At 49.7% G+C, this 12559-nt stretch carries 12 protein-coding genes; 8 read left to right on the forward strand and 4 right to left on the reverse strand.

The features are described 5' to 3' along the window. The first annotated feature begins 186 nt into the window (after nucleotides 1–186). Together rpsO and BOC67_RS22920 are read left to right on the forward strand one after the other, a co-directional pair. Nucleotides 187–459, forward strand: coding sequence for a 30S ribosomal protein S15 (rpsO, locus tag BOC67_RS22915; protein WP_291914076.1), 273 nt, complete (start codon nucleotides 187–189; stop codon nucleotides 457–459). Nucleotides 460–588: 129 nt separating this feature from the next. Next, the gene (locus BOC67_RS22920) at nucleotides 589–2955 is read left to right on the forward strand and encodes a polyribonucleotide nucleotidyltransferase (RefSeq protein WP_291914079.1); all 2367 of its coding nucleotides are present in this window, start codon (nucleotides 589–591) and stop codon (nucleotides 2953–2955) included. A gap of 207 nt (nucleotides 2956–3162) precedes the next feature. Here the strand turns inward: BOC67_RS22920 and BOC67_RS22925 are convergent, their stop codons facing one another. Continuing rightward, complete coding sequence (locus BOC67_RS22925; RefSeq protein ID WP_291914081.1) at nucleotides 3163–3762, reverse strand: hypothetical protein; 600 nt, start codon at nucleotides 3760–3762, stop codon at nucleotides 3163–3165. Nucleotides 3763–3873: 111 nt separating this feature from the next. Between BOC67_RS22925 and prmA the strand changes: the two genes are divergently transcribed. From prmA to BOC67_RS22940, 3 genes are all read left to right on the forward strand, one after another. Beyond that, nucleotides 3874–4692: a 50S ribosomal protein L11 methyltransferase gene (gene prmA / locus BOC67_RS22930; RefSeq protein ID WP_291914082.1), complete on the forward strand. Its 819-nt coding sequence runs from the start codon at nucleotides 3874–3876 to the stop codon at nucleotides 4690–4692. Between the two features lie 130 nt (nucleotides 4693–4822). After that, nucleotides 4823–5464, forward strand: coding sequence for a glycerol-3-phosphate 1-O-acyltransferase PlsY (plsY, locus tag BOC67_RS22935; RefSeq protein WP_083550901.1), 642 nt, complete (start codon nucleotides 4823–4825; stop codon nucleotides 5462–5464). A 141-nt stretch (nucleotides 5465–5605) separates the two neighbouring features. Beyond that, nucleotides 5606–6415, forward strand: coding sequence for a M48 family metallopeptidase (locus tag BOC67_RS22940; protein WP_291914085.1), 810 nt, complete (start codon nucleotides 5606–5608; stop codon nucleotides 6413–6415). Between the two features lie 131 nt (nucleotides 6416–6546). On the opposite strand, the gene BOC67_RS22945 is transcribed toward BOC67_RS22940, so the two are convergent. Both BOC67_RS22945 and BOC67_RS22950 read right to left on the reverse strand, forming a co-directional pair. Beyond that, nucleotides 6547–7491: a hydrogen peroxide-inducible genes activator gene (locus BOC67_RS22945; protein WP_291914087.1), complete on the reverse strand. Its 945-nt coding sequence runs from the start codon at nucleotides 7489–7491 to the stop codon at nucleotides 6547–6549. Between the two features lie 120 nt (nucleotides 7492–7611). Then, nucleotides 7612–8940, reverse strand: coding sequence for a hypothetical protein (locus BOC67_RS22950; protein ID WP_291914089.1), 1329 nt, complete (start codon nucleotides 8938–8940; stop codon nucleotides 7612–7614). Between the two features lie 182 nt (nucleotides 8941–9122). Here BOC67_RS22950 and BOC67_RS22955 point away from each other — a divergent pair, with 182 nt between their 5' ends. The 3 genes from BOC67_RS22955 to BOC67_RS22965 are packed head-to-tail and all read left to right on the forward strand — an operon-like array spanning nucleotide 9123 to nucleotide 11544. Beyond that, nucleotides 9123–9866: a glycosyltransferase family 2 protein gene (locus BOC67_RS22955; protein ID WP_291914091.1), complete on the forward strand. Its 744-nt coding sequence runs from the start codon at nucleotides 9123–9125 to the stop codon at nucleotides 9864–9866. 12 nt (nucleotides 9867–9878) lie between these two features. Next, nucleotides 9879–10676: an O-methyltransferase gene (locus BOC67_RS22960; RefSeq protein ID WP_291914093.1), complete on the forward strand. Its 798-nt coding sequence runs from the start codon at nucleotides 9879–9881 to the stop codon at nucleotides 10674–10676. A 49-nt stretch (nucleotides 10677–10725) separates the two neighbouring features. Continuing rightward, nucleotides 10726–11544 (forward strand): prolyl oligopeptidase family serine peptidase, encoded by an 819-nt coding sequence (locus BOC67_RS22965; protein ID WP_291914096.1) that lies wholly within the window; start codon nucleotides 10726–10728, stop codon nucleotides 11542–11544. 49 nt (nucleotides 11545–11593) lie between these two features. On the opposite strand, the gene BOC67_RS22970 is transcribed toward BOC67_RS22965, so the two are convergent. Then, the gene (locus tag BOC67_RS22970; RefSeq protein WP_291914098.1) at nucleotides 11594–12538 is read right to left on the reverse strand and encodes a nitrilase family protein; all 945 of its coding nucleotides are present in this window, start codon (nucleotides 12536–12538) and stop codon (nucleotides 11594–11596) included. Between the last annotated feature and the right edge of the window lie 21 nt (nucleotides 12539–12559).

The raw sequence follows: 12559 nt of genomic DNA on the forward strand, positions 1-12559 counted from the left end.
GTTTTATTTTACTATTTTTGTGCGGCATTGCTATATCGAATGATTTGAATCAGAACTGTTTATGCATTTAAATAGGTCTGAAACAATTATATATTCCCTGTAAATTGGTAATTCATATTTTTCTAATTACCTTTGCACCGGAAAAATAGCGACAAAAAAAATTATTATTACTTATTATTATTCAAGATGTCTTACTTAACTGTTGAAAAGAAAGCCAATATTTTTAAGGAATTTGGTGGAAGCGAGAAAAATACAGGCTCTGTAGAAGCGCAAATTGCACTCCTGACTGAGCGTATCAACAGCATTTCCGGTCACCTGAAACAAAACAAAAAAGATTTCTCAACCCATCGTGGTCTGATGAAAATGGTAGGTCAGAGAAAGCGTTTACTTTCTTACCTGTCTAAAACTGACCTCAGCGGCTACCGTGCCCTGATCGAGAAGTTAGGTATCAGGAAATAACCATGACTTAATTATAGCGCTATTCCCAACTCTCTGGTTGGGAATAGTTTTTTTGTATGTGTACGTTTTGTTGTTCCGCTAACTGATTGTCTATAAAGGAACAACGTTATTCTTAATCCTCACTAATTTATGAATCTGACACCTATTTCAGTGAAATTCGATATAGGAGACGGTCGTATAGTGACCATCGAAACCGGCAAGTTGGCCCGCCAGGCTGACGGTGCGGTTACGGTGCGTCTGGGTGATTGTATCCTGCTGGCTACCGTGGTAGCAAATAAGGAGCCTAAACCAGGCCAATCGTTTTTCCCTTTGACTGTTGACTACCAGGAGAAATTTGCTTCTGCAGGCCGTATTCCAGGTTCCTTCTTCAAACGTGAAGGCCGTCTCTCCGATTACGAGGTGCTGATTTCCCGCTTGATCGACCGCGCCCTGCGCCCCCTGTTCCCCGATGATTATTTCTGCGAAGTACAGGTACTCGTAACGCTCATCTCTTCCGATCCTGAAGTTATGCCTGATGCGCTGGCCTGCCTGGCTGCATCCGCTGCACTGGCCGTTTCTGACGTGCCTATCCAGGAAATCATCTCCGAAGTACGCGTTGCCCGTATCGATGGTAAATACGTAATCAACCCTAACCGCTCTGCCCTGGCTAATGCAGATATGGACTTCATCATTGGTGCTACTGAAAAGAACATCATGATGGTGGAAGGTGAAAGTAAAGAATGCCAGGAAGAAGACCTGATCAGCGCGATCGAGGCAGCTCACGCCGCTATCAGGGTACAGGTAAAAGCACAGCAGGAGCTGGCCCAGCTGAAAGGCGTAACCGGCAAACGCGAGTACACCAAACCTCACCAGAACGAAGAACTGAAAGCGAAAGTAATCGCCTTCGCTAAAGATAAAATCTACCAGGTAGCTAAATCCGCTTCCGCAAAACACGACCGTTCCGACGCTTTCAAAAAGATCGCCGAAGAACTGGTAGAACACCTCGGCGAACTGCCGGAAGAAGATGCGCCACTCGTTGGGCAATACTTCCACGACCTGGAGAAAGAAGTGATCCGTAACATGATCCTGGATGAAAAAATCCGCCTCGACGGCCGTTCCCTCGAACAGGTTCGTCCGCTGGCCATGGAAACAGACATCCTGCCTTCTCCGCACGGTTCCGCACTGTTTACCCGCGGCGAAACCCAGTCCCTGACAACCGTTACCCTGGGCACGCCGGAAGATGAGCTGCTGATCGAAAGCGCAGCCAATTCCAACTACGTTAAATTCATTCTGCACTATAACTTCCCTCCGTTCTCTACCGGTGAAGTGAAACCTATGCGCGGCCCCGGCCGCCGCGAGGTGGGTCACGGTAACCTGGCCATGCGCTCCCTGAAGCAAATGATGCCGGGTAACGAGTACCCTTACACCGTGAGGGTGGTATCCGATATCCTCGAGTCCAACGGTTCCTCTTCCATGGCTACCGTATGCGCCGGCTCCCTGGCGCTGATGGACGCTGGCGTGCCTTTACCTAAACACGTTTCCGGTGTGGCCATGGGTCTGATCTCCCGCGCTGCCGACGGCGCCTGGGCAGTACTGACGGACATCCTCGGTGATGAAGATCACCTGGGTGATATGGACTTCAAAGTAACCGGTACACGCGATGGTATCTGCGGTATCCAGATGGATATCAAAGTAGACGGCCTCAGCATGGATGTTATGCGCTCTGCGCTGGAACAGGCCAAGAAAGGACGCCTGCATATCATTGACGCAATGTATGCCGCCGTTCCTGCCGCCCGTCCTGAACCTAAGCCGCACGCGCCACGCATGGAAAAGATCATCATCGACCGTGAATTCATCGGCGCGGTGATCGGACCAGGCGGTAAGATCATCCAGGAAATCCAGCGCGAAACCGGTACTACCATCAACATCGAAGAGGTAGGCGAAACCGGCGAAGTGAGCATCTTCTCCGCACAGAAAGAAGGCCTGGAAAAAGCCCTGAAATGGATCAAAGGCATCGTTGCCGTTCCGGAAGTAGGCGAAACCTACGAATCAGTGGTGAAATCCATCATGCCTTACGGTGCGTTCGTAGAGTTCATGCCTGGTAAACAAGGCCTGCTGCACATCTCCGAAGTTTCCTGGAAACGCCTGGAAACCATGGAAGGCGTGCTGTCAGAAGGCGAAGTAGTGAAAGTGAAACTCACCGGTACCGATCCTAAAACCGGTAAGTTTAAACTGAGCCGCAAAGCCCTGATGCCTAAGCCGGAAGGATATGTGGAAAGGCCTGAACGCGAAGAGCGTGGCGACAGAGGCGATCGTGGCGACCGTGGTGATCGCGGTTTCCGTGACCGTGGCCCCAGGGATGACCGTCGCGGTGGCGGTGGCGACAGGCGCGATGACCGTCGTGGTCCGCGTGAAGATCGCGGCCCGCGCGAAGACCGTGGCCCTCGCAATGGTGGCGGATTCGATCGTAACAACGAGCCGGAGAAACCACAGGAGCCATACTTCGACGAACAATAATTATTCGCGAAAGCTGAAAATAGAAAAGGTCCGCTGTCTGGCGGACCTTTTTTCGTTTATAACAGTTTTTTTTGTGGGCCTTCGGCAGATATCAGCGCCGCAGGGGAAGCGGTCCCGTTTACACCGCCGGGTGCAGGGGGCTGTATGCCATGGCTGCCCCGCTGCGGGAGGGTACGGTCCGACTTTAAACGCTTGTCAACCGCGCCCTTACCTCGGGTAAAACGTAGCCAGCTGCTGCTCCGCCGCAAACGTGCTTTCCCGGAAAATCTGCTTGCCGTTGTTGAGGCGGAATACCCTGAAATCATTGCCGTTTACCGGCTCAAATATCATCTTGTAGGAAGTAACCGGCAACTGCGGCTTCACAAATTTCTCTATCACTTTGAGTCGCGCCTGCTGCAACAGGTCCGCCATGATCGTTTCAATATACGGCAGGAGTATGCCCCCGTCTTCCGCCCATTGCATATACATTTTGGTGGTACTGTAAGTCAGGTCCTTATTGGTCGTATCCTGCAGGTAACAATAAGCTTTTTGGAAGTGCGCCGCCATATCCGCTTTGGAAAAGTTCTTGAAGGAGATATGGTTGACCGCCAGGCCGCTGTACTGCTGCCGCGGCAGGCTGGTGTCCAGCATGTTCATAAAATCCAGCAGGTACTGCCTGTTCATGATGATCACCGAGGTTTCTCCTTCGTAGATGATGGAGTCCGTCATGATTTCTTCCGGGTTGGGAGGCGGTACTTTGATCACGGTTTGTGCCATCGCCGTGCAGGAGAGTACCACGGCTGATAACAGCAGGAGTAATGTTTTCATAGGTGTATCAATATTGATATTTATAAAATTCAAATATAATATCTTTTTAATTTTTTACAAGCAGTTAGTTACCAGGCTGTAATCGCAGGGATTCAGTTATATTTGCGGCCTATGTCACACATTGCTATAACCATACAGGCTACGGGCGATCAGGCGGAACTGCTGATCGCGGAGCTGGCGGAAGCCGGCTACGAGGGATTTGAAGAACAGGAAACCGCGCTGGTAGCCTTTATTCCGGAAGCTGATTTCAACGAAGCCGTTTTACAGGAATTATTGACCGCTAACGGCATCGCCTATACGCAGGAACGCGTGGAGCAGCAAAACTGGAATGCGTTGTGGGAAAGCAACTTTCAGCCGGTATTGGTGGATGACTTCTGCGGTATCCGGGCTAACTTTCACCCCCGGTTTGATCCGGCGCCCCAATTTGAAATTGAGATCACCCCTAAAATGTCCTTCGGCACCGGCCACCATGCTACTACTTCTTCCATGATCCGCCTCATGCGGGATATTGATTTCAAAGGCAAGCGGGTGTTCGACTTCGGTACCGGCACAGGTATCCTCGCCATCCTGGCTGAAATGATGGGCGCCGCCGTGGTAGACGCCATTGATTACGACGAGTGGGCGGTCAACAATACCATAGAAAATACCGGCGCCAACCATACCCAAAAGGTAAAAGTCTGGCAGGCGGATAATCTTGGTGGTATTTCCGAAAAATATGATATATTGCTGGCGAATATTAATTGTAATGTACTGTTGCACTATATGGCAGATATGCGCCGGCTACTGTCCCCTGGCGGTATTCTCCTGTTGAGCGGCATCATGCCATCTGATGAGCAGCAAATAATAGCCTCGGCTACACCGCAAGGATTTGAATTACAGCGTAAAACTGAGAAAGACAACTGGCTGGCACTACAGTTCGGGGTGCAATAAATCAAGAGAGTTTACTAATAAAACACATATGAAAGTTATTGAATTTCCAACTTTTGTGTTATAAACTTTCCTAATATTCGCTTAATTTTAACACATTATTTGTTATCTTAGCAATTCCTAACTTTTAGTGATGACAGAATTTTTATTGCTTTTTTGCGCTTATCTGATAGGATCTGTACCTACAGCTGTTTGGGTAAGTAAAGGCGTTTTTGGGATGGATATCCGGGAGTATGGCAGCGGCAATGCCGGCGCCACCAATACCTTCCGCGTGCTGGGTCCCAAAGCCGGAACTTTTGTTATGCTGGTAGATATGCTCAAAGGAGTGCTGGCTGTAAGGCTGGCTTATCTTGCGCCCTATTACCAGGATCACGAACACCTCACCCAGCTGGTAAACTTTCAGATCGGATTGGGCCTGGCGGCAGTATTAGGTCATATCTTCCCTATCTGGGCAGGTTTCCGCGGAGGTAAGGGTATCGCAACGCTGTTCGGGCTGGTACTGGCCATTCAACCGGTTGTTGCACTGTGCTGCGTAGGCGTATTCCTCATGATTTTGTTTTTAACGAGATATGTTTCTTTAAGCTCCATCATAGCAAGTATCGCATTCCCTGTACTGATACTGTATATTTTTAACGAGCCGGAAATATTCTACAGGATTTTCGCCATCGCCGTAGCGCTGATGGTGGTACTGACGCACCAGAAGAACATTAGCAGGCTCCTGAAAGGCAACGAAAGCAAAGTGCCCCTGTTCAGGAACCGCCGGGAAAAACACTGAGTTTTACCATAAACGATATTTTAAGAGCTTATTGGAACGGATGTTGCATCCAATTCAATAAGCTCTTTTGTTTTTACAAATAATACAAAAGCCAAATATTTCTTACGTTTGCATTGCTTATAGCAAAAATTTGATAAACCCATGAAAAAGATCGCACTTTCCTTTTCTGTCGCAGCAGCCTTCCTGTACGGATGCTCCAGCGTTCCCATTACAGGCAGAAAGCAATTGAATTTACTCCCCGAAAGTACCATGGAGTCAATGGCGCTCCAGGAATACCAATCCTTCCTTTCCTCCAATAAAGTAGTAGCGCAATCTACCAGCAAGGACGCGGAAATGGTGAAAAGGGTAGGCCAGCGTATAGCCGCCGCCGTTACCCAGTATATGAACCAGAAGGGGCAGGGCGCTTCCATTGCGACCTACAAATGGGAGTTCAACCTGGTAGACAGTAAAGAAGTAAACGCCTGGTGTATGCCCGGCGGTAAAGTAGTGGTATATACAGGCCTGTTGCCTGTGACGCAGAACGAAACGGGTTTGGCCACAGTAATGGGCCACGAAATTGCGCACGCCATTGCCCGCCACGGTAACGAGCGCATGAGTCAGCAAATGGTTGCCCAGGGCATCCAGGTAGCCGGCGCAGTAGCGCTGGGTAAAAATCCCCAGGCAGTAAACCTCTTCAACCAGGCTGTAGGCGTTGGCGGTAACGTAGGCTTACTCGCATTCTCCCGCCAGAACGAGCTGGAAGCGGACCACCTGGGCGTCATCTTCATGGCAATGGCCGGTTACAACCCGCAGGAATCCATTCCTTTCTGGCAGCGTATGGCTAACCTGAGCGCCAGTTCCAGCAAACCGCCTGAGTTCCTCAGCACCCACCCGAGCGATGAGCGCCGCGTGGCCCAGCTGAAACAACTCATGCCGGAAGCAATGCAGTATTATAAACCTGCCGGCAGGTAATTCTTTTCCATAAAAAAGGCGACAGCCCAATCACACGAAGTGCGGAACCTTACGCGGCAAAATAGTTTTACCGTCTGCCGGGTTCCCCGCTGCATGCGGTTGGGCTGTCGTCTTTATGTGCTGGAACGCGTTTAATCGTTCATTATCTCGATGACCTTCTTGTTTTTCTGCACCCTCATCTTCTCCGGCACATGTGCCAGTATTTCGGTCTTAAACGCCTCAATCAGCGCCTGTTTGATGAAGTGCCTGTGGGTGACCAGGCTGATCTCGCGGACCGGCTCAGGAGCCTTAAAATAGCGCACCATGGACAGCTGTTTGGACGAGAGGTCCTGCAGGGATAACTCCGGCAAAATAGTATAACCCTCGTTGAGGTCTACCATGCGTTTGAGCGTTTCCACACTGCCGGTGTTGTATTCCAGGTTCTTGTACTCGCCCATGGTGAATTTATCCTTACAGATATTCAGCACCTGGTTGCGCATGCAGTGGCCTTCGTTGAGCAGCCACACTTCCTTCACGTCCAGGTCCTCCGGGCGGATCACCTTCTTTTCGTACAGGGCATGGTTGCGGGAGGCATACACGACAAACGATTCATAGAAAAGCGGATGCTCTTCCAGGTGCGGATTGTGCAGCGGCGTAGCCAGCAGGCCACAGTCCAGCAGCTCCTGCTTGAGTTGCTGCACGATTTGCTCGGTAGGATATTCCCAGATTTCCAGTTTTACTTTCGGGTATTTTTTCATGAACCCGGTCAGTATCCGGGGCAGCAGGTAAGGGGCCAGGGTAGGGATAATACCCACTTTCAGGTTGCCCTGTACTTCTTTTTTTTGATCGGCAATGATTTCGCGGATACGGGCATTCTCCTTCAGGATGATCCTGGCCTGAGAAATTACTGCCGTACCGATTTCCGTTGGTACCACCGGCAATTTACTGCGGTCAAAGAGTTTGATCCCCAGTTCATCTTCCAGCTTCTGGATCTGCATGCTCAGTGTTGGCTGTGTTACAAAACACTTCTCTGCTGCTACTACGAAACTTCTGTAAGTATCTACCGCAACAATATACTCCAATTGTACAGTCGTCATTTCCCTTGCTTTGAGGCTGTAAAGGTATTGATAAAATCTATATAACCTTAAAAAGAAATCGGGGATTTAAGAAGGCGTTAACTTCTTAAATCCCCGATCACTTATGATAATAGCTTTCGTTTAGAAGATCCTGTACCGGTACTTGATCTTTTCAGTATTCTGATACAGTTCCCGGATATTGATAGAGGCCTGGATCTCCTGCACGGCTTCGGTTTTCAGGTTCCTGAACTCCGCCTGCTTGTTGTCGATCACGCTCTTTTCAGCGAGGTTGTTGTCCTGTGCAATTTTCAGGGAGTTGTTTACCTTGGCGTAATAGCTGTCCAGCAGGGTAAAGTACTCATTGTACAGGTTCTCGAAACGTTTGGTTTGCAGCACCAGGTCTTCCAGCTGGTTGTTCACCTCTTTAAGGTTCGGGTTTTCGCGCAGCAGCGACTCATAGTCGATACGCTTGCCCTTACCGGTATATTTGGCTTCCAGCTGATTGAAGAAATCTACTACCTTTTCTTTTTTAAAGTCAAAGAAGTAGTCGTTCAGCGTTTGGCTCAGCGGCTTGTTGCCTTTCTGCGGCGGCGCAAACTTGAGGCTGGTAGCGGTAAACGACAGGTGGTCGAAAAGGTTGTCCTGCAGCAGTCCTAACTGATCCTTGTTGAAGTTGAGGCCATACTCAAATTTCTGGTTTGCATCGTTCAGGGCGGTGTAATAAACCACGTACTTATTCAGTTCCTTTTCGAATTCCTGCAGTGATTTCTGGTTAATCTGCTTGTTGTTCACGCTCACGCTGTGCAGGAAGTTCATCACAGAGTTGGCGATGGCCAGCGGCGGCGTAAGGCTCGTGAAGCTCTGGAAGATCGGGCTGTTGATGATGGACTTGGTAGATTCCACGATCTTGCTGTTTTTCTCACCCTTTTCGTCCTTGTTCTTCAGGATGATCTTCTGCACCAGGTCCACAATGCGGTCGCTCAGCGAAAAGCCGAGGGCCTTGCTTTCCGGGTTGTTCAATGACGTGATGAATACGTCCAGGTTGTTGGTAGTGGTACGTGATTTCAGGTCAATGATCTTCTTGTTCAGCAAATAATATGTTTCGCTGGCATTAATGATGTTGGACTTTATCAGCTCATATTTACTGATATTATCCAATTCCTTACCCTGCAGCAGGGCCTGAATGGAATTGGAATTCTGCCGGTCGCTATCGGTGATACGCTGTAATTCCTCAATAATGTGTTTGATAGTAGTATCCTGCGTTTTTACCGTTGGCGAGGTAGTGGCTTTGATCTCCGGGTCCTGCGCCTGCGCCCGGAATGAAAATAAGGTGAGGAAAAGAGCGGGGACTACTAGCAACCATTTTTTAACACTAAGTTTTTCAGCCAGATACACTAACGGTAATGCCTCTCCGTGTACGGGTGAAGACCCATTCTCTTGCAGCACTGCCGTTGGTAGGTGTTTTAACATGCTTTTTTGCTTTTTGTTAACAAATTTTAAAGAAAATATGATGCCAAAAACATCAACAAGCAAAGATAAATAATAAATAACAGTTAATATTAAATCATGATGGATGGCAGTCTATTATATTTTGAATTATCATCAGGTAAGTTACCTTTGCAGCTCTAAACCTACAATTAATATCCACTTTCATGCTGAATCAGAAAAAGATAGTGGTAGTGTTACCGGCCTACAACGCAGCACTTACGCTGGAAAAGACATTCCGGGAGATCCCTTTTGATATTGTTGACGAAGTTGTCCTGGTAGACGACTGCAGTAAAGACGACACCATTGAGGTGGCGAGGCAATTGGGAATCAAACATATCATCCGCCACGACAAGAACAAGGGCTACGGCGGGAATCAGAAGTCCTGCTACAACAAGGCCCTGGAACTCGGGGCGGACATTGTGGTGATGCTCCACCCGGATTACCAGTACACCCCGATGCTCATTACCGCCATGTGCAGTATTATTGCAAATGGCGTGTACCCCGTGGTGTTTGGCAGCCGTATCCTCGGCAAAGGCGCCCTGAAAGGGGGGATGCCCATTTATAAATACATATTCAACCGCTGCCTGACCCTGGCACAGAACATACTGATAGGGCAGAAGCTGAGTGAATACCATACCGGGTACCGCAGTTTTTCGGCAGAGGTGCTCCGCAACATTAACTATATGGCCGATAATGACGATTTTGTGTTCGACAATGAAATGGTTTCACAAATCTTCATGAAAGGTTACGAAATTGCCGAAATTACATGCCCGACCAAGTATTTCGATGAAGCCTCGAGCATCAACTTTAAACGCAGCGCCATTTACGGCCTGGGCGTACTGAGGGTGTCCTTGCAGCATCGCTTACATATGTGGGGCCTGATCAAAGGAAAAATTTATTTAAACTAATTATAAGAATCAGTGAGTTTAGCGCAACAGTTTTCAGTAGCCGGCAAATACCTGCGGTACTATTTGACAGCGGGCAACCGTCATGATGTTCATTCCCCGTTTGTATATTCCCTGACAGAGGAGGTACTGCGCGATAAAAAGCCGCAGGCCGCCTTTGAGGAAATTGAACTGTTGCGCAAACAACTGCTGAAAAGCCCGGATACCATCAGCGTGACGGACCTCGGGGCCGGCTCCATCGTATCCGGCGGCAACGAACGCCGCATTGCGGATATTACCCGCTACGCCGCCAAACAACCCAAATTCGGACAATTATTTTACCGGCTTATCCAACACCTGCAACCGCAGTATCTCGTGGAGCTGGGCACCAGCATGGGGTTATCCTCTTCCTATATGGCCAAAGCAAACCCTAACGCCACCGTATATACGATCGAAGGCTGCCCGAATATTGCCGCCAAAGCCCGCTCCAATTTTGACCAGCTGGGCATCCGCAATATTGAGCAGCGCGTGGGTAACTTTGATACGGTGCTGCCGGAGCTGCTGCCGCAGCTGCCCCGGCTCGACTGGATGTATGTGGACGGGAACCACCGCAAGGAACCGACCTGGAACTACTTCCTCCAAGCCCTGCCCTATGTGCATGAAAACACCGTACTGATATTTGATGACATCCACTGGACGCCGGATATGGAAGAGGTATGGCGCCGGATTCAACAGCACGAAGCCGTTACCTGTACGATAGACTTGTTCTTCATCGGCCTGGTCTTCTTCCGTAAGGACTTTAAAGTCAAACAACACTTTACGCTCAAATACTAAACTTGCAATAACCCGCCTTAGGTAGTATATTCGGTAAAACATTCCCAATATGCGCTACCTCAAGCTAATGCTGTGTTTGCTGGTAACTTTGGTAACCATTGACACCCGGGCACAAACCCCCGATGCCGGCCTGCAGGCCATTGACTCCGTTTTTAGTTATGAATCGTTTATCCGTCAGGGTGATACGCTGCGTTACCGCATGCTGACCCCGCTGCATCACGATATTCATAAGCAATATCCCCTGGTAATTTTCCTCCATGGCGCCGGCGAGCGCGGGAGCGATAACAAAGCCCAGTTGAAGCATGGGGGCAAATGGCTCGGCAGCGACAGCCTCCGGGAAAAGTTCCCGGCCTACGTCCTGTTCCCCCAATGCCCGGTGAATGAAACCTGGGCGCCGATGAAAGTAAGGTTCGATTCGGCCGGCAAACGGATGAGCTTTGAATTCCCGCTGGATGCTCCGCCCACTAAGCCGGGCGGTATGCTCAAACCGCTGATCGACAGCCTCGTAGCCAGCGGCAAGGTGGACCCGAAGCGGATTTACATCGGGGGCCTCTCCCTCGGCGGCATGGGCACCTTCTATATGATCACGAAATACCCTGACCTGTTTGCCGCCGCATTCCCTATCTGCGGTTCCGGCAATGCAGCCGCAGCGGCAAACTTCGCGAAAAAAGTACCGGTATGGATATTCCACGGCGGCGCTGATCCGGTGGTGCCGGTGCAGGCCTCCCGCGAGTATGATCAAAAACTGAAAAGCCTGGGAGCTGAATATAAATACACAGAATACCCCGGGGTAGGGCACGATAGCTGGAACAACGTCTTCGTAGAGCCGGGCGTGTTAGAGTGGCTCTTTGAGCATAAGAAACAGTAATATTTTTGCAGCCCTTTCCTTGAACAGAAAGGGCTGCTTTTTTTATGGTTTATTTTAACCAAACAACCTGTTGATGGGATTCATGGGGCTGCCCGATGATATCCCGGTAGAGGTCCGGCCTGCGGGCCTTCATATACCGGTAGCCGCCGGCCTGGGTTAGCTTCTCCGGCGTAAGTACGGCCAGAGCTATATCATCCCCCAGCTTTTTGCACTCGTCCAGGATGTTCCCAAAGGGATCGATGATCATGGAGCAACCGTTTTTCAGCTGATCATCGTCCATACCAATCGGGTTCGAAAAAACGACGTAGGCCGCATTATCGTATGCCCGTGCAGGTAACCACTTCATCAGCCAATCCCGGCCCTTCATACCTTCAAATTCCAGCCGCAGGGAAGTAGGGTCATTTTCCCGGTTTTCCCAAAGCGCTGGCGCCACAAAGCCGGCGCCCGGCCTGGTGGAAGGCGTACACATCGTCACATGCGGCATGAAAATAATTTCTGCTCCCAGCAGCCTGGTAGCCCTGACGTTTTCGATGATATTATTATCATAGCAGATGAGAATACCGCACTTCCAGCCATAGAGGTCGAATACGCAATAGCTGTCTCCCGGCAGCAGGTGCGGATTAATAAACGGATGCAGTTTGCGGTATTTCGCTATCAACCCGGTTTTATCCACACATACATAAGCTTTGAACAGCCGGTCCCCGCTGTCTTTTTCAAAAAGGCCGGCCAGGATGGCGATGTTGTGCTTTGCGGCTATCTTCATCAGCGCCTGTACGGAAGGCCCGTCAGGAATAGGTTCTGCGAGGTCCAGCATTTGCTCTTTGGAGAGCTTGCGGGCAAACGTATAGCCGGTAATGGAGCACTCGTGAAAGGCAACGGCCTGCGCGCCTTCTGCGGCGGCTTTGGCGGAGAGTTCGTCAATCCTTGAAAGATTATATGCTTTATCACCGCTTTTATTTTCAAACTGGGCGGAAGCGATTTTTAGTTTTTCCATAACGCAAAGCTATTGAGCTGC

It is taken from the genome of Chitinophaga sp. CB10 (assembly GCA_001870995.2).
GTDB lineage: Bacteria > Bacteroidota > Bacteroidia > Chitinophagales > Chitinophagaceae > Chitinophaga.